Source organism: Tenacibaculum aquaeponti, assembly GCF_057221555.1.
This window is the reverse complement of record NZ_CM170147.1, coordinates 3,154,584-3,175,000: the sequence shown is the minus strand read 5'-3', so window position 1 is coordinate 3,175,000 and position 20,417 is coordinate 3,154,584. Positions and strand designations below refer to the sequence as shown.

22 protein-coding genes, 2 tRNA genes and 3 rRNA genes are annotated in these 20,417 nt (G+C 35.7%); 1 reads left to right on the top strand and 26 read right to left on the bottom strand.

Features of this window, described 5'->3' with window-relative positions; all coding sequences use genetic code 11:
* Positions 1–55: 55 nt before the first annotated feature.
* The 26 genes from AC2TEO_RS14400 to rpsL all read right to left on the bottom strand — a co-directional run bounded on the left by AC2TEO_RS14400 (position 56) and on the right by rpsL (position 18,529).
* Complete coding sequence (locus AC2TEO_RS14400; protein WP_442265489.1) at positions 56–262, bottom strand: hypothetical protein; 207 nt, start codon at positions 260–262, stop codon at positions 56–58.
* Positions 263–694: 432 nt separating this feature from the next.
* Positions 695–803 (bottom strand): 5S ribosomal RNA (rrf, locus tag AC2TEO_RS14395).
* Between the two features lie 101 nt (positions 804–904).
* A 23S ribosomal RNA gene (locus AC2TEO_RS14390) occupies positions 905–3,688 on the bottom strand.
* Positions 3,689–3,862: 174 nt separating this feature from the next.
* Positions 3,863–3,936: transfer RNA gene (locus AC2TEO_RS14385), tRNA-Ala, on the bottom strand.
* An 83-nt stretch (positions 3,937–4,019) separates the two neighbouring features.
* Positions 4,020–4,093, bottom strand: a tRNA-Ile gene (locus AC2TEO_RS14380).
* Between the two features lie 89 nt (positions 4,094–4,182).
* Positions 4,183–5,702, bottom strand: a 16S ribosomal RNA gene (locus AC2TEO_RS14375).
* Together the 16S, 23S and 5S rRNA genes with 2 tRNA genes alongside form the textbook arrangement of a ribosomal RNA operon.
* 627 nt (positions 5,703–6,329) lie before the next feature.
* On the bottom strand, positions 6,330–7,442 hold the full coding sequence (locus AC2TEO_RS14370; RefSeq protein ID WP_442265488.1) for an acyltransferase family protein: 1,113 nt from the start codon (positions 7,440–7,442) through the stop codon (positions 6,330–6,332).
* Positions 7,443–7,543: 101 nt separating this feature from the next.
* Complete coding sequence (locus AC2TEO_RS14365) at positions 7,544–8,395, bottom strand: LytR/AlgR family response regulator transcription factor (RefSeq protein WP_442265487.1); 852 nt, start codon at positions 8,393–8,395, stop codon at positions 7,544–7,546.
* A gap of 82 nt (positions 8,396–8,477) precedes the next feature.
* The gene (rpsN, locus tag AC2TEO_RS14360; protein WP_442265486.1) at positions 8,478–8,747 is read right to left on the bottom strand and encodes a 30S ribosomal protein S14; all 270 of its coding nucleotides are present in this window, start codon (positions 8,745–8,747) and stop codon (positions 8,478–8,480) included.
* Between the two features lie 3 nt (positions 8,748–8,750).
* Positions 8,751–9,302: a 50S ribosomal protein L5 gene (gene rplE / locus AC2TEO_RS14355; protein ID WP_442265485.1), complete on the bottom strand. Its 552-nt coding sequence runs from the start codon at positions 9,300–9,302 to the stop codon at positions 8,751–8,753.
* A gap of 2 nt (positions 9,303–9,304) precedes the next feature.
* Entirely contained in the window at positions 9,305–9,613 is a 309-nt protein-coding gene (rplX, locus tag AC2TEO_RS14350; protein ID WP_442265484.1) for a 50S ribosomal protein L24, read from the bottom strand.
* A gap of 14 nt (positions 9,614–9,627) precedes the next feature.
* Positions 9,628–9,996, bottom strand: a complete 369-nt coding sequence (rplN, locus tag AC2TEO_RS14345; RefSeq protein ID WP_028890735.1) for a 50S ribosomal protein L14 — start codon at positions 9,994–9,996, stop codon at positions 9,628–9,630.
* A gap of 1 nt (position 9,997) precedes the next feature.
* Positions 9,998–10,255 (bottom strand): 30S ribosomal protein S17, encoded by a 258-nt coding sequence (gene rpsQ / locus AC2TEO_RS14340; RefSeq protein ID WP_075342609.1) that lies wholly within the window; start codon positions 10,253–10,255, stop codon positions 9,998–10,000.
* A gap of 19 nt (positions 10,256–10,274) precedes the next feature.
* On the bottom strand, positions 10,275–10,466 hold the full coding sequence (rpmC, locus tag AC2TEO_RS14335; protein ID WP_095074025.1) for a 50S ribosomal protein L29: 192 nt from the start codon (positions 10,464–10,466) through the stop codon (positions 10,275–10,277).
* A 12-nt stretch (positions 10,467–10,478) separates the two neighbouring features.
* Positions 10,479–10,910, bottom strand: a complete 432-nt coding sequence (gene rplP / locus AC2TEO_RS14330) for a 50S ribosomal protein L16 (RefSeq protein WP_075342607.1) — start codon at positions 10,908–10,910, stop codon at positions 10,479–10,481.
* 19 nt (positions 10,911–10,929) lie between these two features.
* Positions 10,930–11,652, bottom strand: coding sequence for a 30S ribosomal protein S3 (rpsC, locus tag AC2TEO_RS14325; RefSeq protein ID WP_095074026.1), 723 nt, complete (start codon positions 11,650–11,652; stop codon positions 10,930–10,932).
* Positions 11,653–11,664: 12 nt separating this feature from the next.
* A complete protein-coding gene (gene rplV, locus AC2TEO_RS14320) occupies positions 11,665–12,069 on the bottom strand; it encodes a 50S ribosomal protein L22 (RefSeq protein ID WP_442265483.1) in 405 nt (134 codons plus the stop codon).
* A 9-nt stretch (positions 12,070–12,078) separates the two neighbouring features.
* Complete coding sequence (rpsS, locus tag AC2TEO_RS14315; RefSeq protein WP_075342604.1) at positions 12,079–12,357, bottom strand: 30S ribosomal protein S19; 279 nt, start codon at positions 12,355–12,357, stop codon at positions 12,079–12,081.
* A 6-nt stretch (positions 12,358–12,363) separates the two neighbouring features.
* Entirely contained in the window at positions 12,364–13,188 is an 825-nt protein-coding gene (gene rplB / locus AC2TEO_RS14310) for a 50S ribosomal protein L2 (protein WP_095074029.1), read from the bottom strand.
* A 15-nt stretch (positions 13,189–13,203) separates the two neighbouring features.
* Positions 13,204–13,491 (bottom strand): 50S ribosomal protein L23, encoded by a 288-nt coding sequence (gene rplW / locus AC2TEO_RS14305; RefSeq protein ID WP_095074030.1) that lies wholly within the window; start codon positions 13,489–13,491, stop codon positions 13,204–13,206.
* Positions 13,492–13,502: 11 nt separating this feature from the next.
* The gene (gene rplD / locus AC2TEO_RS14300; protein WP_442265482.1) at positions 13,503–14,132 is read right to left on the bottom strand and encodes a 50S ribosomal protein L4; all 630 of its coding nucleotides are present in this window, start codon (positions 14,130–14,132) and stop codon (positions 13,503–13,505) included.
* A complete protein-coding gene (rplC, locus tag AC2TEO_RS14295) occupies positions 14,132–14,749 on the bottom strand; it encodes a 50S ribosomal protein L3 (RefSeq protein ID WP_442265481.1) in 618 nt (205 codons plus the stop codon). Before rplC ends, rplD begins: the two co-directional genes overlap by 1 nt.
* 459 nt (positions 14,750–15,208) lie before the next feature.
* Entirely contained in the window at positions 15,209–15,514 is a 306-nt protein-coding gene (rpsJ, locus tag AC2TEO_RS14290) for a 30S ribosomal protein S10 (protein ID WP_075342599.1), read from the bottom strand.
* Positions 15,515–15,519: 5 nt separating this feature from the next.
* A complete protein-coding gene (fusA, locus tag AC2TEO_RS14285) occupies positions 15,520–17,637 on the bottom strand; it encodes an elongation factor G (protein ID WP_442265480.1) in 2,118 nt (705 codons plus the stop codon).
* A 5-nt stretch (positions 17,638–17,642) separates the two neighbouring features.
* Entirely contained in the window at positions 17,643–18,119 is a 477-nt protein-coding gene (gene rpsG / locus AC2TEO_RS14280) for a 30S ribosomal protein S7 (protein WP_095074036.1), read from the bottom strand.
* Between the two features lie 29 nt (positions 18,120–18,148).
* Positions 18,149–18,529, bottom strand: a complete 381-nt coding sequence (rpsL, locus tag AC2TEO_RS14275; protein WP_075342596.1) for a 30S ribosomal protein S12 — start codon at positions 18,527–18,529, stop codon at positions 18,149–18,151.
* A gap of 252 nt (positions 18,530–18,781) precedes the next feature.
* On the opposite strand from rpsL, the gene AC2TEO_RS14270 reads away from it, so the two are divergent.
* The gene (locus AC2TEO_RS14270) at positions 18,782–20,338 is read left to right on the top strand and encodes a BamA/TamA family outer membrane protein (protein ID WP_484730864.1); all 1,557 of its coding nucleotides are present in this window, start codon (positions 18,782–18,784) and stop codon (positions 20,336–20,338) included.
* Positions 20,339–20,417 lie beyond the last annotated feature (79 nt).

The window sequence follows — 20,417 nt, the reverse complement described above, 5'->3', positions numbered from 1 at the left end:
TAAACATGTGGATGTCATCTAAAACTATCACTTCTTTTAAAACCTACACATTTTCTTAATGAAACCCAATATATCTTTTAGTTTCATCTTTATAACCATAAACAGCTTCAGTATCTAACAGGTTATCAATTTGAATAACATACAACTCAAAAGCTATTTTCTTATAACTAAACTTTGGTATCTTATAACTTTTATCGTTAAGCTCTATTTTGCCTTTACTAATTTCTTTTAACTTTTGCTTTTGTAGAAAAGAATTATACATAAAGTTTTCTAAAAAAAAGAGAATTTTTAATTATCAGTTTGACTATTAATTTATTGCTACTTATAAAGCTTATTAAAAATGGTTTTATAGATTAAACAACAATTTAATAAGACACTATACAAGCAGCTAAATAACAAGCAATTACAAACAACCAAAGGTTTTATCAAGAAAACTAAATAATTATCCTAGATTAGCCATTAATAATATCAATCACAAGTTATATATCTACAATAGCTTTCAAAAACTGTTACACTCAGCTTAATCATATTTTATAGATTCTTTATTATATTTTCTTAAAAGATCAGATAAATAAGCTTAATACCATATTTATAAACTAGGAAAAATTTAATAATATCTATTTTAATATTTATAATAAATATTAAAAAACAAAAAATCCGATTAGTAAAAAACTAATCGGATTTTTGTTTAAAAGAAAGGCGACGACCTACTCTCCCACCAGTGGCAGTACCATCGGCGCTAATGGGCTTAACTTCTCTGTTCGGAATGGTAAGAGGTGAGCCCCATTGCTATAATCACCTTAAGTTGTTTCAGTATATTTCAACTGTATAAGTTAACATATTAGTAAAATGGTATTTTAAATAATCAAAAGAGTTGTCTTCCCCTCATTAAGAGGGGAAGTACGTACATAAGCCTATGGGTTATTAGTACTACTCAGCTACATACATTACTGCACTTACACTTATAGCCTATCAACGTTGTCATCTTCAACGACCCTTTAAAGAAATCTCATCTTGTGGTGGGTTTCGCGCTTATATGCTTTCAGCGCTTATCCCTTCCGAACGTAGCTACTCTGCAGTGCCCCTGGCGAGACAACAGATACACTAGAGGTTCGTCCAACTCGGTCCTCTCGTACTAAAGTCAGATCCACTCAAATTTCTAACGCCCACAGCAGATAGAGACCGAACTGTCTCACGACGTTCTGAACCCAGCTCGCGTGCCACTTTAATGGGCGAACAGCCCAACCCTTGGGACCTTCTCCAGCCCCAGGATGTGACGAGCCGACATCGAGGTGCCAAACCCCCCCGTCGATGTGAGCTCTTGGGGGAGATCAGCCTGTTATCCCCGGAGTACCTTTTATCCTTTGAGCGATGGCCCTTCCATGCGGAACCACCGGATCACTATGCTCTACTTTCGTACCTGATCGACCTGTATGTCTCTCAGTCAAGCTCCCTTATGCCATTGCACTCTACGCACGGTTACCAAGCGTGCTGAGGGAACCTTTAGAAGCCTCCGTTACTCTTTTGGAGGCGACCACCCCAGTCAAACTACCCACCACGCACTGTTCTCATCGCTGAGTTAGGCTCTAGATAAGCAAAGGGTCGTATTTCAAGGTTGACTCCACAGCGCCTAGCGACACTGCTTCAAAGTCTCCGACCTATCCTACACATTACTTATCCAAAGTCAATACGAAGCTATAGTAAAGGTTCACGGGGTCTTTTCGTCCCGCTGCGGGTAATCGGCATCTTCACCGATACTACAATTTCACCGAGCTCATGGCTGAGACAGTATCCAGATCGTTGCACCATTCGTGCAGGTCGGAACTTACCCGACAAGGAATTTCGCTACCTTAGGACCGTTATAGTTACGGCCGCCGTTTACTGGGGCTTCATTTTAGATCTTCGCCGAAGCTAAACCCTCCACTTAACCTTCCAGCACCGGGCAGGTGTCAGGCCTTATACATCATCTTTCAATTTAGCAAAGCCCTGTGTTTTTGATAAACAGTCGCCTGGATCTTTTCACTGCGGCCTACCGAAGTAGGCGACCTTTCTCCCGAAGTTACAGGTCGATTTTGCCTAGTTCCTTAGCCATGAATCTCTCGAGCACCTTAGAATTCTCATCCCAACTACCTGTGTCGGTTTACGGTACGGGCTGCTTCACTCGCTTTTCTTGGAACCTCTTACTTGCTTTCGCTTTGGCCGAAGCCTAGGCTCAACGGGGACTTCCGTCACCCCGTAAGCACCTGGGAGATCCGTCACTTTTAATGTGAGCAGGTACAGGAATATTAACCTGTTGTCCATCGACTACCCCTTTCGGGTTCGCCTTAGGTCCCGACTAACCCTCAGCTGATTAGCATCGCTGAGGAAACCTTAGTCTTTCGGTGAGGGGGTTTCTCGCCCCCTTTATCGTTACTTATGCCTACATTTTCTTTTCTATACGTTCCAGCATGCCTCACAGCACACCTTCAACACATATAGAATGCTCCCCTACCACTCTCGTCCATAGCTTCGGTAGTATACTTATGCCCGATTATTATCCATGCAAAACCGCTCGACTAGTGAGCTGTTACGCACTCTTTAAATGAATGGCTGCTTCCAAGCCAACATCCTAGCTGTCTAAGCAGTTTCACCTCGTTTATTCAACTTAGTATACATTTGGGGACCTTAGCTGATGGTCTGGGTTCTTTCCCTCTCGGACATGGACCTTAGCACCCATGCCCTCACTGCTGAGAAACATTTTATAGCATTCGGAGTTTGTCAGGAATTGGTAGGCGGTGAAGCCCCCGCATCCAATCAGTAGCTCTACCTCTATAAAACTTTTACTCAACGCTGCACCTAAATGCATTTCGGGGAGTACGAGCTATTTCCGAGTTTGATTGGCCTTTCACCCCTATCCACAGGTCATCCAAAGACTTTTCAACGTCAACTGGTTCGGTCCTCCACTATGTGTTACCACAGCTTCAACCTGCCCATGGATAGATCACTCGGTTTCGCGTCTACTACTACTAACTATACGCCCTATTCAGACTCGCTTTCGCTTCGGCTCCGGACCTTAAATCCTTAACCTTGCTAGCAACAGTAACTCGTAGGCTCATTATGCAAAAGGCACGCCGTCACCCAGTTAATGGGCTCCGACCGCTTGTAGGCGTACGGTTTCAGGTTCTATTTCACTCCCTTACTTAGGGTTCTTTTCACCTTTCCCTCACGGTACTAGTTCACTATCGGTCTTTCAGGAGTATTTAGCCTTACCGGATGGTCCCGGTAGATTCATACAGGATTACACGTGTCCCGCACTACTCAGGGTACTGCTATATCATCTTCGCTTACCTATACGAGACTATCACTCTCTATGGTTCGTCTTTCCAAACGATTCTAGTTCACTAAGATTCTAATGTCGCAGCCCTACAACCCCAATATTGCCGTAACAACATTGGTTTGGGCTAATCCGCGTTCGCTCGCCACTACTAACGGAATCACTATTGTTTTCTCTTCCTCCGGTTACTTAGATGTTTCAGTTCACCGGGTTTGCCCCTTTCGGTACTATACCTTCAGTATAGTGGGTTGCCCCATTCGGAAATCTACGGATTATAAGGTATGTGCCCCTCCCCGTAGCTTATCGCAGCTTATCACGTCCTTCATCGCCTCTGAAAGCCTAGGCATCCGCCATACGCCCTTATTTAGCTTATTGTACTTTTTGCTTTGACTTACGTCAAAACGAGCTCTTTATAATTCTTTATAAAAATATTTTTGTTAGAGTATAACCTCTAACTCTCTATCTTGATTCTTTACGATATCATTTTACCAATATGTCAATGAACTTGTTATGAGTCATCACAGGAAACTAAACCTATATAACTCTTTGTGGAGAATACCGGAGTCGAACCGGTGACCTCTTGCGTGCAAGGCAAGCGCTCTAGCCAGCTGAGCTAATCCCCCATATACTAGTAGTTAGTACATAGCAGTTAGTAGTTTCTAACAACTACATCCTCAACTTCTAGAATTTCCTAATCTTTAAATAGTAGTCTCGGGCAGACTCGAACTGCCGACCTCTACATTATCAGTGTAGCGCTCTAACCAGCTGAGCTACGAGACTATTTTAAGATCTTAGTCTTTAGTATAAAATTAACAGCAGAGTAGTAAAATAACACACAATTACTCTTGTAACTCACCATCTTTCTCTAGAAAGGAGGTGTTCCAGCCGCACCTTCCGGTACGGCTACCTTGTTACGACTTAGCCCTAGTTACCAGTTTTACCCTAGGCAGCTCCTTGCGGTCACCGACTTCAGGCACCCCCAGCTTCCATGGCTTGACGGGCGGTGTGTACAAGGCCCGGGAACGTATTCACCGGATCATGGCTGATATCCGATTACTAGCGATTCCAGCTTCACGGAGTCGAGTTGCAGACTCCGATCCGAACTGTGATATGGTTTATAGATTCGCTCCTATTCGCATAGTGGCTGCTCATTGTCCATACCATTGTAGCACGTGTGTAGCCCAGGACGTAAGGGCCGTGATGATTTGACGTCATCCCCACCTTCCTCACGGTTTGCACCGGCAGTCTCGCTAGAGTCCTCAGCATTACCTGCTAGCAACTAACGATAGGGGTTGCGCTCGTTATAGGACTTAACCTGACACCTCACGGCACGAGCTGACGACAACCATGCAGCACCTTGTAAAGTGTCCGAAGAAAAATCTATCTCTAGACCTGTCACTCTACATTTAAGCCCTGGTAAGGTTCCTCGCGTATCATCGAATTAAACCACATGCTCCACCGCTTGTGCGGGCCCCCGTCAATTCCTTTGAGTTTCAATCTTGCGATCGTACTCCCCAGGTGGGACACTTATTACTTTCGCTTAGTCACTGAAATAATCCAACAACTAGTGTCCATCGTTTACGGCGTGGACTACCAGGGTATCTAATCCTGTTCGCTCCCCACGCTTTCGTCCATGAGCGTCAGTATACACGTAGTAGGCTGCCTTCGCAATCGGTATTCTAAGTAATATCTATGCATTTCACCGCTACACTACTTATTCTACCTACTTCCGTATAACTCAAGTCAACCAGTATCAAAGGCAGTTCTACAGTTAAGCTGTAGGATTTCACCTCTGACTTAATTAACCGCCTGCGGACCCTTTAAACCCAATGATTCCGGATAACGCTTGCACCCTCCGTATTACCGCGGCTGCTGGCACGGAGTTAGCCGGTGCTTATTCTTATGGTACCGTCAAGCCTCTACACGTAGAGGGGTTTCTTCCCATATAAAAGTAGTTTACAACCCATAGGGCAGTCTTCCTACACGCGGCATGGCTGGTTCAGGCTTGCGCCCATTGACCAATATTCCTCACTGCTGCCTCCCGTAGGAGTCTGGTCCGTGTCTCAGTACCAGTGTGGGGGATAATCCTCTCAGACCCCCTACCTATCGTAGCCATGGTAAGCCGTTACCTTACCATCTAGCTAATAGGACGCATAGTCATCTTGTACCGATAAATCTTTAACTAATAAGCGATGCCACTCACCAGTATTATGGAGTATTAATCTTCATTTCTAAAGGCTATCCTCCTGTACAAGGCAGATTCTATACGCGTTACGCACCCGTGCGCCGGTCGCCATCCAATTGCAAGCAATTGATGCTGCCCCTCGACTTGCATGTGTTAAGCCTGCCGCTAGCGTTCATCCTGAGCCAGGATCAAACTCTTCATTGTATAATCTTTAATATTATTTATGAATAAGTTTCAAAAGAATTTAACTTTGTTAAAGCTATGTTACTTTACTCTCTATATTTACGCTGTCAATTTCAATATTATCAATGAACTTAATTAATCTCAGCACTCAATCTGTTTCAACCGAAACTTCAACTAATCTAATCTTTGTAAAGACACCAGAATCGAACTGATTAACACTATTATTTGTTATTCCAAAATCTCTGTGATCGTTGCTTTCATTTCCGAAAGCGGATGCAAAACTATAACCTTTTTTTAATCTGACAAAACTTTTTTTGAAATTTTTTTCGATTAATTTTAAACCTAATCTTGCACCAAAAAATCAATGAACTCACGCCTCAAAAACGGACTGCAAATATAGAAACTTTAATTCTAATTCCGCAAGTAAAATTTTAATTATTTTTTAACCTTAATTTTACCAACTATCTACACTCTGTTTATGAACTTCTGCAAACTTCTAAACTGCGTTTCTCCGTTTGCGGGTGCAAAACTACACACTCTTTTTAATCTACACAAACTTTTACAACAAAAAAAAATAAAAAAAATCACAATAAAAAAACAACTATCAAATAGTCAACACTTTGTATTCAAAATAAAAATTTATTGAAATTAAATATTCTTACTTTTCATTCCGAATAAAATACGGACAAACTTAAAAGGACGTATTAAAAACACATAACAAAACAGTATTAAAAGAAAAGAACTTATTAATAATAGAACTATTTTAGTTGCAATAGACAGATTTATTTTTACAATATAGTAAGCTAAAACAACAATGATAGTTTGATGAAGCATATAAAATGGATAAATTCCTTCATTAAGTTTCACTAGTAAGTTACTTTTTTTACTAAGTAATACTTGACTATATCCTAATATAGTTGTAATCATAGACCAAGATAACAAAGCACAAACCAGATACCACAGTCTCCATCTGTTAGATAAAGTAATATAAGGCTTTATAAGTTCACTAGGTAAAAAGTAATATGCGTAAAATAATAATGAGAAAATTATAGTGAGTTTGAAGTTTAATTTTCTTTTGTTTAATAATAAACTCCATAATTGATCTACATTAGAAATTAGAATGCCACTGAAAAAAAAGAAACCAAAGTAAAATGTAGTAGATAAGTTAAAAAAACTTTTAGAATCACTTGGGAAAAACTCTTTTGTTATTATTCTAATAGCAATTAAAAATATCCCCCAAAACATCATACCATACTTATCGGTTTTAATTCTTATCCATTTTTTAAAGTTTTTACTCTTACTAGATTTTATAAAAATCACGAAAGGAATAAAAAAAATCGACATCAATAAAAGATTTTCTATAAACCATAAATGATTAACTTTTAGTTTTGATACCAAAACAGGGTAAGAAGAAAAATAACTTTTATATCTTGAAGTGTTTTCAAAAAACGTTTGAGGCGGTATTAAAAATAAAACTCCAAAGACTAAAGGAATTAAAAGCCTAAGCATTCTTTCTTTGATAAAAGAAATCCAATTTCTCTTTGAAAAAGCAAATACGGTTCCTACTCCTGAGATAAAAAATAAAAGAGGTAATCTGAATTGTTCAAAATACACCATAATATCATCTAACAATTTACTATGAGTATTATTCATAATATGGAAATTATCTCCATTGAAAGGCATTAGAACGTGATGAAGAAAAACTGCAAAAACAGAAATAACTCGTAACCAATCTAAATCGTATCGTCTTTGTTTTGTCATTATTAGTCGTTTAATTTTTCACGAAACTAATTTCAAGAAAACAATTATTGATTAATTATTAGGAGTTTGGGACGAGTAACATAGTAAATGTTATCAATAACTTATAGATTTTGGTTTTTAAACTTGTATTCGAATTCGGGTATTAATTTTCTTGACACTGGTATATAATCTTTATCATTAATCCAAAGCTGTAACCCTTGAGAATTACCTATCACTTTTTTTATAACTTTTAAGTTAATGATATATGATCTGTGAACACGACAAATATTAGCACAATCAGACAATTGCTCTTCAAAACTTTTAATTGTGATCCTTTTTAATAACACTAGATTATCTTCTAGATAGATTTCTAGATAATTTTTATCTGATTTTGCATAAAGAAAATTATTCAGATTAAGAGAAAAATCATCTGATATGACCTGAGTTTTTATTTCAATATGTTTCTCAACTTTATTTAGAGTTGCATTTAAAGTTGAATCTAAATCTTTGCCTTTTTTTATATAGATATTTTTTAGTCTTTCAATATTTATTGAAGTTATAACAAAAATTAAGAGTCCGCCTACTAAAATAGTATTCCTAATTTCTTCAACTAAATATTTAAATGACCAATTATCATCTTTTAAGTAAATAAAATCTCTGATTAAAAACTGAGAAACACCAATAATTAATAAAACTAAAAAGAGAAAAGAGAATTCATTTTTGAGTTTCCATTCATTCTTATTATCTCTAAAAACATTTAACACAAAAACCGAGAACATAAAAACAATGAATGATACTACTGAGTGAATAATTGATATAAATAAAAAACTAAACTTTAATTCTTTATAATTTACTTCAAAAGGTTCAAATAAAATTGAAAATAAAGTAGACAGAATAAAAACTAGTATTGATATTATGATAGAAGTTTTTATATCATAATAGAATGGGTAAGAAAGGTTGAAATATTTTCTCAATATATTTTTTATGCAAAATAAAAAAAGGCACACAAACTTAAATAAGTTGTGTACCTTTTTATTATTTAATAAACTGATAATTCTACCAGCTTGCTTTTTTAACTCCAGGAATTAAACCTTGGTTAGCCATTTCACGGAAAGTAACACGTGAAATACCAAACTGACGCATATAACCTTTTGGACGTCCAGTTAATTTACAACGATTGTGTTTTCTAACTGGTGAAGCGTTTTTAGGTAACTTTTGTAATGCCTCGTAATCTCCAGCTTCTTTTAAAGCCTTTCTTTTTTCAGCATACTTAGCTACAGTTTTAGCTCTTTTACGCTCACGCGCTTTCATTGATTCTTTAGCCATCTTTTAATTCTTTTTAAATGGTAAACCTAATTCTCCTAATAATGATTTAGCTTCTTTATCAGTTTGTGCAGATGTTACAAAAGTAATATCCATACCACTAATTTTCTTCACTTGATCAATATTAATCTCTGGGTAGATGATTTGCTCAGTAATACCTAAATTGTAATTACCTCTACCATCAAAACCATTTGCTTTTATTCCATTAAAATCTCTTACACGAGGTAAAGATGCAGTAACTAAGCGATCTAAAAACTCGTACATTATATCTCCTCTTAACGTAACTTTTGCTCCGATTGGCATTCCTTTACGCAATTTGAAGTTTGCAACATCTTTCTTAGATATTGTTGGAACTGCTTTTTGACCTGTGATTGAAGTTAATTCTTCAATTGCATAATCAATTAATTTCTTATCAGCAATAGCAGCACCTACACCTTTACTTACAACTATCTTTTGTAACTTAGGTACTTGCATTACGTTTTTATATCCGAACTCATCAGTTAGAGCTTTTATCACCCTAGCTTTGTATTCCTCTTTTAATCTTGGTACGTAACTCATGATTATATTGCTTTTTTAGTTTTTTTAGAGATTCTAGTTTTAGCATCTCCTTCAACTTTATAACCTACTCTTACAGCTTCTCCGTTCTCTACTAAAGCAACGTTTGAAATGTGTAATGGAGCTTCTTGTTTTACGATACCTCCTTGAGGATTAGCAGCATTTGGTTTGGTATGCTTAGAAACCATATTTACACCTTCTACTACTACTCTATCCTTATCTTTTAAGATACGTAAAACTTTTCCTTCAGATCCTTTGTGATCTCCTGCGATAACTTTAACAGTATCTCCTGATTTAATTTTAAATTTCTTCATCTTAAAATCTGATTTTATAACACCTCAGGTGCTAATGATACTATTTTCATAAATTGTTTCTCACGTAATTCACGAGCCACAGGACCGAATACACGTGTTCCTCTCATTTCCTCAGAAGGATTTAAAAGTACACAAGCATTGTCATCAAATCTGATATATGATCCGTCTTTACGTCTAACTTCTTTCTTAGTACGAACAACAACTGCACGAGAAACTTGTCCTTTCTTTACAGTTCCGTTTGGAGTTGCAGACTTAACAGTAACAACTATTTTATCTCCAACGCTAGCGTAACGCTTTTTTGTTCCTCCTAAAACTCTAATCACTAAAACCTCTTTAGCTCCAGTGTTGTCTGCTACTTTTAATCTTGATTCTGTTTGTAACATATTATTTAGCTCTTTCTAGGATTTCTACTAATCTCCAACGCTTAGATTTACTTAATGGACGAGTTTCCATTATTTTAACTGTATCTCCAATGTTGCAATCGTTATTCTCGTCATGTGCAACGTACTTCTTAGTCTTTAATACGAACTTTCCGTACATTGGGTGCTTTACTCTTTTTACCTCGCTAACTACGATAGACTTCTCCATCTTGTTGCTAGATACTACACCTATTCTCTCTTTTCTAAGATTTCTTTTTTCCATCTTTAAAACTGACTAGAATTTATTGTAATTCTCTTTTAGTTAACTCTGTAGCAATTCTTGCTACAGTTCTTCTTAAGGTTTTTAACTGCAAAGGATTTTCCAATGGAGTTATAGCGTGAGCCATCTTAAGATCAGTATAGTTTTTCTTCAACGCTCCAAGCTTACCTTGTAAGTCAGCTGTTGATAATTCTTTTACTTCTGATTGTTTCATGATATATTAGAATTAAGCGTTATAATCAAAATCTCTTGCAATAATAAACTTTGTTTTCACTGGAAGTTTTTGTGCAGCTAAACGTAATGCTTCTTTAGCTACTTCCATTGGCACTCCACCAACTTCAAATAATATTCTTCCTGGCTTAACAACAGCAACAAAATGATCAGGTGCACCTTTACCTTTACCCATACGTACCTCTAACGGTTTCTTTGTTATTGGCTTGTCTGGGAAAATTTTAATCCAAAGTTGTCCCTCTCTTTTCATGTAACGAGTTGCCGCGATACGAGCAGCTTCTATTTGACGAGAAGTAAGTAAGTTCTGGTCTAAGGATTTGATACCAAACATTCCGTTTGATAATTGAGTTCCTCTTCCAGAGTTTCCACTCATATTACCTTTACCCTTCTGAACTCTACGAAATTTTACTCTTTTTGGCTGTAACATCTCAAATTTCTTTTAAAAATTATTTTCTTCTGCGAGGTTGACGTCTACCACCTCCACCTTTGTTATTTGAATTACCTTTTTGCTTAGATAATCCAACTAACGGAGATAATTCACGTTTTCCATAAACCTCACCTTTCATGATCCATACTTTCACACCGATTCTTCCGTATGTAGTATGCGCTTCAACAAGTGAATAATCGATATCTGCTCTAAAAGTAGATAAAGGAATTCTTCCTTCTTTATAGTGTTCAGAACGCGCCATTTCAGCTCCGTTTAAACGACCAGAAAGTTGTACTTTAATACCTTCTGCGTTCATACGCATTGCAGCCGCGATAGCCATTTTAGTAGCACGCTTGTATGAAATTCTATTTTCGATTTGACGAGCAATACTAGCTGCAACTAAGTTTGCATCTAATTCTGGACGCTTAATTTCGAAAATGTTAATTTGAACTTCTTTTCCTGTAATCTTCTTAAGCTCTTCTTTTAACTTGTCTACCTCTTGACCTCCTTTACCGATAATAATACCAGGACGTGCAGTTGTGATAGTAACGGTTACAAGCTTTAAAGTACGCTCGATGATGATACGAGAAACACTTGCTTTAGATAATCTGGCTTTTAAATACCTTCTTATCTTATCATCTTCAGCAATTTTATCACCGTAGTCATTTCCACCATACCAGTTAGATTCCCATCCTCTGATGATTCCTAAACGATTTCCTATTGGATTTGTCTTTTGTCCCATTTCTACTAATGATTAATTACTGTTATTTTTAGTTCCTAACTCTAAAGTTACGTGGTTAGAACGCTTACGAATTCTGTGAGCACGTCCTTGTGGAGCTGGTCTTAATCTCTTTAACATTCCAGCGCTATCTACATAAATAGATTTCACGAATAATCCAGCGTCTTCGATACTAGCATCTTCATTCTTTGCTTGCCAGTTAGCAATTGCAGATAATAATAACTTTTCTAAGTTACGAGATGCTTCTTTTGGACTGAATTTTAAGATTTGTAAAGCTTTTTCAACTTCTACTCCTCTAACTTGATCCGCTACTAAGCGCATTTTTCTTGGTGACGTAGGACAGTTAGTAAGCTTAGCAAAAGCTTTTTGCTTTTTAGCTTCTTTTAACTGTGTTGCCATGTTTTTTTTACGACTTCCCATAATATCCTACTATTTTTTTCCTTTATTTTTAGCACCAGCGTGTCCACGGAATGAACGTGTTGGTGAAAATTCGCCTAACTTATGACCTACCATGTTTTCAGTAACGTAAACAGGTACAAACTGACGTCCGTTATGAACAGCAATCGTTTGTCCAACAAAATCAGGAGTAATCATACTAGCTCTAGACCAAGTTTTGATTACAGATTTCTTACCTGATTCAACGTTAGCTAACACTTTTCTTTCTAATTTATAGTGAACGTAAGGTCCTTTTTTTAATGATCTTGCCATGATTTATTATTTCTTTCTACGTTCGATAATATACTTATTACTAGCCTTAGTCTTAGATCTAGTCTTATATCCTTTAGCTGGGATACCATTCTTAGATCTTGGATGTCCTCCAGAAGAACGTCCTTCACCACCTCCCATTGGGTGATCAACTGGGTTCTTTCTAACTGCATTAGTTCTTGGTCTTCTACCTAACCATCTAGATCTACCAGCTTTACCAGAAACGATTAACTGATGATCTGAATTAGATACAACTCCAATAGTAGCTAAACAAGTTTGTAAGATTAATCTTGTTTCTCCAGAAGGTAACTTAACTGTAGCATATTTTCCATCTCTTGCCATTAACTGAGCAAAAGATCCAGCAGAACGAGCCATAACAGCTCCTTGACCTGGACGTAATTCGATACAAGAAATAGTTGTTCCTAAAGGAATATCACTTAAGAACATAGCATTACCAACATCTGGTGTAGCTTCTTTTCCTGAAACGATAGTTTGTCCTACTTTTAATCCGTTTTGTGCAATCACATAACGCTTTTCTCCATCAGCATATTGAACTAACGCGATAAACGCTGTACGGTTTGGATCGTACTCGATAGTTAATACTGTTGCAGGATCGTTATATCTATTTCTTTTGAAATCGATAATACGATATCTTCTCTTATGACCTCCACCTCTGTTAGGAGTAGTCATACGACCCTGATTGTTTCGACCTCCAGTTCTTTTTCTCGGTGCCAATAATGACTTTTCCGGCTTATCAGTAGTGATGGTGTCGAACCCATTCACAACTCTAAAACGCTGACCTGGTGTTATTGGTTTTAATTTTCTAACTGACATTTGTCTTGCTTATTCTTATAGATTGTTATAAAAATCAATTTCGCCTTCTGCTAACTGAACAACCGCTTTTTTATAACCGCTTGTTAAACCAGAAACTAAGCCTTTTTTAGTATACTTAGTTTTTCTTAATGCTGGGTGATTTAAAGTTCTCACCTTTTCAACTGTTACTCCGTAAGCAGCTTCAACAGCATCTTTAATTTGAATTTTGTTAGCTTTCTTGTTTACAACAAAAGTGTAACGATTGAATCTTTCGCTATCATTTGTTGCTTTTTCCGTAATAATAGGTTTTATTAAAATACTCATATCTGAAAATCCTATTTACTTAAGTTAGATTCAATTCCTTCTAAAGTACTTTCAGCGATAACTACTTTACCCGCGTTTAACACGTTGTAAGTATTTATTCCTGTAGCACTTACTACTTTAGAATTCTTTAAGTTACGAGATGATAAGTAAACATTTTTACTTTCGGCTCCTAACACGAATAAAGATTTTTTTGTATCTAATTCTAAAGCTTTTAATACATTAACAAATTCTTTAGTCTTTGGAGTTTCAAAATTGAAATCTTCAACCACTACTAAATTGCTATCTTTTGCTTGAATACTTAAAGCTGATTTACGAGCTAAACGCTTTAAGTTTTTGTTTAATTTGAAAGAATAATTTCTTGGTCTTGGCCCGAAGATACGTCCTCCCCCTCTAAACACAGGAGACTTGATACTACCAGCACGAGCTGTACCTGTTCCTTTTTGTTTTTTAATCTTTCTTGTACTTCCAGCAATCTCACCTCTCTCTTTAGATTTGTGAGTACCTTGTCTTTGATTAGCCAAATATTGCTTTACATCTAAGTAGATTGCATGATCATTTGGCTCTATTCCGAATACTTCGTTAGAAAGTTCAACTTTTCTACCAGTATCTTTTCCTGTAATATCTAATACTGCTACCTTCATTACTTCTCAATAATTACATAAGAGTTTTTGTGACCTGGAATAGCACCTTTTATTACTAAAAGATTCTTTTCTGGAACTACTTTTAATACTCTTAAATTTTGAACTTTAACTTTATCGCCTCCCATACGTCCTGCCATACGCATTCCTTTGAATACTCTTGCAGGATAAGAAGCTGCACCAATAGAACCTGGTGCTCTTAAACGGTTATGTTGACCGTGAGTTGCTTGTCCAACACCACCAAATCCGTGACGCTTAACAACCCCTTGAAAACCTTTACCTTTAGAAGTTCCTGAAACATCCACGAACTCTCCTTCAGCAAAGTGCTCAACTGTAATTGAGTCACCCAATTTAAACTCTCCTTCGAAACCTTGGAACTCAACGACTTTTTTCTTAGCTACGGTACCTGCTTTTTGAAAGTGACCGTCTAAAGCTTTATTAGAGCTTTTTGCCTTTTTGTCATCGAAACCAAGTTGTAAAGCATTGTAGCCATCAACCTCTTCGGCTCTGACTTGGGTAACTACGCAAGGACCTGCTTCGATCACAGTACATGGGATATTCTTCCCATTCTCGTCGAATAAGCTGGTCATTCCGATTTTTTTTCCTATTAACCCAGACATATCTGTTAATTTTAAGACGATTAGATTTTTAATTTATCCAGCGCGTCTATTCATAAATATTTATTTGAAACAAAAGTTTCTACGTCTTTAAAATTTCACTCAAAAAAAAAGAGCGTAAAACACGTTTTTAGCTCTTAACTTACTGTGTTTTACCATTTTTCCTTTGCGAAACCCTCCGGACATGTTGTTGAAATTGTGTGTAAAAAACTGATTAACACTCAATTTCGGACTGCGAAAGTATAAAAAAACAAACACATAACCAAAATAATTTCAATTATTTAAATGATTTCATGATAGTTAAGTTACCTTTTCTTTTATCACTTAATCAGTAAATCAATTTATGCAGTAAAACAAATTTCAAAATCATCAAATTTAATCTCTATAGTCAAAAACCTTAAACAGCAAAAAAGGCTTTTACATAATTGCAAAAGCCATTCTTTCGTTAAATACTAAATGTACTTATACTTTGATCTCTACCTCAACTCCGCTAGGTAATTCAAGTTTCATTAAAGCATCAATAGTCTTAGAAGAAGAACTATAAATGTCTAATAAACGCTTGTAAGCAGATAATTGAAATTGCTCTCTCGATTTTTTGTTTACGTGTGGTGAACGTAATACTGTAAAAATCTTTTTATGAGTAGGTAAAGGGATTGGTCCGTTTACTACCGCACCTGTACTTTTTACTGTCTTAACGATTTTCTCAGCTGATTTATCAACTAAATTATAATCGTAAGATTTTAATTTTATTCTAATTTTTTGACTCATCTTAATTAACCTTTTGCATTAGCGATAACTTCTTCTGAAATATTAGAAGGAGTCTCAGCATAGTGTGAAAATTCCATTGTAGAAGTAGCTCTACCTGAAGACATAGTTCTTAAAGCTGTTACATAACCGAACATTTCAGATAATGGCACAGTAGCTTTTACAACTTTTGAACCTGCTCTATCAGACATATCTGATACTTGTCCACGTCTTCTATTTAAATCTCCTACGATATCTCCCATGTTTTCTTCAGGAGTTAACACTTCTAACTTCATTATAGGCTCCATAATCTTAGCTTTTGCAGCTTTTGCAGCAGCTTTGTAACCCATTTTAGCAGCTAGTTCGAATGATAATTGATCAGAATCTACAGGGTGGAAAGATCCATCCGTTAAAGTTACCTTCATCGAATCCATCTCGTATCCTGCTAAAGGACCATTCTTCATTGCTTCTTTGAAACCTTTCTCTACTGAAGGAACAAATTCTTTCGGTACGTTTCCACCTTTAATAACAGATTCGAAAACTAAACCTTGAGTTCCCTCTTCAGCTGGTTCCATAGTAAATACGATATCAGCAAACTTACCACGTCCACCAGATTGTTTTTTATAAACTTCTCTGTGTTCAGCAGTAGCTGTAATCGCTTCTTTATATTCTACTTGAGGTTGTCCCTCATTAACTTCTACTTTAAACTCACGCTTTAAACGATCTACAATAATATCTAAGTGTAACTCACCCATTCCAGATATAATTGTTTGACCTGAAGCTTCATCTGTTCTTACTGTAAAAGTTGGATCTTCTTCAGCTAATTTCCCTAAAGCTATTCCTAATTTATCAACATCTGCCTTAGTCTTAGGTTCTACTGCGATACCAATTACTGGATCAGGGAAGTCCATTGATTCTAGAACGATTGGATTCTTCTCATCAGATAAGGTATCACCAGTTTTGATAGATTTAAATCCTACAGCAGCTCCAATATCTCCAGCTTCAATATACTCAATTGCATTTTGCTTATTAGAATGCATTTGATAGATACGTGAAATACGTTCTTTTTTACCTGAACGGTTATTTAAAACATAAGAACCTGCATCTAAACGACCAGAATAAGCACGGAAGAAAGCTAAACGACCTACGAAAGGATCTGTAGCAATTTTAAATGCTAATGCTGAAAAAGGCTCTTTTGCATCTGGCTTACGAGTAATCTCATCACCAGTGTTTGGATCAGTTCCTACAATAGCATCTTTATCCACTGGTGAAGGTAAATAACGACATACTGCATCTAATAAAAACTGAACTCCTTTGTTTTTAAACGCCGATCCACAAATCATAGGAATGATAGACATGTCCATTACAGCAGCACGAAGAGCAGCATGCACTTCTTCTTCAGTAATAGAATTTTCGTCCTCCATGAATTTCTCTAAAAGATTTTCATCGTAAGCTGCAACTTCCTCAATAAGTTTACCTCTTAATTCTGCTGCTTCTTCTTTTAAATCTTCTGGAATATCGATAACATCAAAAGTAGACCCTTGAGTTTCATCATGCCATACAATAGCACGGTTTTTTACTAAATCTACAATACCTTTAAAATCAGCTTCATCACCAATATTCATTACAATTGGCACTGCATTAGACCCTAACATATCTTTAACTTGCTGACATACCGCCATAAAGTTAGAACCTTGACGATCCATTTTGTTAACAAAACCGATACGAGGCACTTTATAGTTATCAGCTAAACGCCAGTTAGTTTCTGACTGAGGCTCAACACCGTCAACTGCAGAGAATAAGAAAACTAAACCATCTAACACACGTAAAGAACGGTTTACCTCTACTGTAAAGTCAACGTGACCCGGAGTATCAATAATATTGAAGTGGTAACCTTTTGTATCTGAAACTGCCTTTCCGTTTTCAGTTGGGAAGTTCCATGTACAAGTAGTAGCAGCCGAAGTAATTGTAATACCTCTTTCTTGCTCTTGCTCCATCCAGTCCATTGTAGCAGCACCATCATGTACTTCTCCAATTTTGTGAGAAACCCCTGTATAATAGAGGATACGTTCTGTTGTTGTAGTTTTACCTGCATCAATATGAGCAGCAATACCAATGTTTCGCGTAAATTTTAAATCTCTAGCCATTTTTATTAAAATCTAAAGTGTGAGAATGCCTTGTTAGCTTCAGCCATCTTGTGAGTATCAACTCTCTTTTTAACTGCAGCTCCTTCTTCTTTAGCTGCTGCTAAAATCTCAGCTGCTAAACGTTGTGCCATAGTTTTTTCATTACGCTTACGTGCATAACTTATCATCCACTTGATCGCCATTGACACTTTACGATCTGGTCGGATTTGCATTGGTATTTGGAATGTAGCACCTCCCACACGACGTGAACGAACTTCTACGTGAGGCATTACATTTGACAAACCATCTTTCCATACTTCTAAAGCTGACTTCTCTTCGTCAGTTTTCTTTTGGTCTACGATATCAATTGCATCGTAAAACACTTTGAACGCTACAGACTTCTTACCATCCCACATTAAGTTATTTACAAAACGTGTTACTAATTGATCATTAAATCTTGGATCTGGTAATAAAATCCTTTTTTTCGCTCTTCTTTTTCTCATGTCTTTACATTAAAAAAGTTACTGAATAATTACTTTTTGTCTTTAGGGCGTTTTGCTCCATATTTAGACCTACGTTGAGTTCTCCCTTCAACACCTGCAGTATCTAATGCACCACGTACGATGTGATATTTAACCCCTGGTAAATCTTTTACCCTTCCACCTCTAACTAATACTATCGAGTGCTCTTGTAAGTTGTGCCCTTCTCCTGGGATATACGCGTTAATTTCATTACCATTTGTTAATCTAACACGAGCTACTTTACGCATAGCTGAGTTAGGTTTCTTTGGTGTTGTAGTGTATACACGCGTACAAACTCCACGTCTTTGAGGACATGCCGTCAATGCAGCCGATTTACTCTTCTTAGTTATTTTGGTTCTTCCTTTACGAACTAATTGTTGAATAGTTGGCATACTAATTAATTACTTGTTTTCGTTTGTACTTATTAATATTAATCTCTATTTTTAAGAGTGTGCAAATGTACGATTAATTTCTAATTATTCAAATATCAGTAAGTTATTTTTACATCAACACAACAAAAGAAGGGGAATCTACTGATTTTAATATACTTTAGCATTTAATTTCAAATTGTGAAGCAAACACTATTTTTACTAGCATACATACTACTTTTAATCAATTCTTTACTTTTTTCTCAGGAAAGAAAATTGAAATTTATTTTTAGAAATGCTTCTGAAGAAAAAAACATACAACTTAACAAACTCAATCAAATAAAACCAAATAAGTCATTCAAAAAAACTTTAGACTCAATTTCTTATGTGTTAAAATTAAAAGGATATTTCTACAACAGAATTGACTCTACAGTAGACAATAAAAACCAAAAACTTGTTTACCTCCATTTTGGAAAAAAAATTGACTCCATAATCTTAACTACACCCGACACCAAAATCGCCTCTTCAAGAATCAAAAAAGAAATCCGTACTGAAGAACTACTTGAAACCTTGAAAGAAATTAATTCAAAGCTTGAATCTCAAGGCAAACCTTTCTCTAAATCTCATTTAGAAGAAATCAAATTAATAGATAATAAAATTTACGCTACCTTAAATATTAAAGAATCAAGAAAAAGAACTCTAGATAAAATCTTAATTAAAGGGTATGATAAATTTCCTAAATCTTATCTAAAGCATTTCGTAAAAATAAAACCGAAATCAACCATCAACAAAAACTTAATAAAACAAGTATCTAATCGAATTAATGCTATTCCTTTTATAAAACAAAAAAAAGAACCAGAACTCTTATTCAGCAAAGACTCTACTATTATATATATATATGTAGAAAAAGCAAAAAACAGCAATTTTGACGGCCTTATAAATTTCAATTCTGAAAATACCGAAAGACTAGAAATTAATGGAAATATAAATCTAGAGCTAAACAACCTTTTAAACACAGGAGAAAAACTACATCTTAACTGGAATGCCAACGGTAATGATAGACAAAATTTAATTTTGAAAATCTTTACACCATATCTTTTCAACTCCCCAATATCTAACCAAAGCTCTTTTGAAATATATCGCCAAGACAGCACTTTTTTAAATTCGAACTTCAAAACATCCTTCTTATATGACATTAACAGCAAAATAAAAACAGGAATTCAATTTGAAAATCAAGAATCCAACGAAACTTCAACAAACAACTTTAATACTCCTAATTTTTCATCATATTTCTTTGGTTTAAATTTCTATTACCAAAGTTTGAACTTAGACAAAAATCTTTCACCCAAATTCACTTTCAACTTCACTCCTCTTATTGGAAAAAGAAAAACAAACAACAACTCTTCAAAACAAATAAAAACAGAAATAGAAGTTTCGTTAACGATTGACATTAATCAAAAAAATTCAGTACATATAAAAAACAAAACAGGTCTACTTTTTTCTCCTAATTATTACCTAAACGAACTATACAGAATTGGAGGAATTAAATCCATAAGAGGTTTCGAACCTCAAAGTATTTTTACTCAGAATTTCTCCTACATAAATTTAGACTACAGATATTCTACATCAAAAAAAAATTACATTTATAGTTTTATTGACCCAGGAGTATTCCAAGATATCAATAAAAACAATTTTCACATCTTGGGTTATGGAATCGGGTATGCATTTAAAAGAAAAAATTCCTCAATTAATCTATCTATATCTAGTGGAATTTCAAAGATTCGCAACAACACCCCATATAATTTATCAATCATATTTAAAAACTACCTTTAAAAACAAAAACCAACCTTTTTTAACACCCATAATTAGATATTTACATTTTATTAACTCTTTTTGTTGTTTTTTTAAGTTT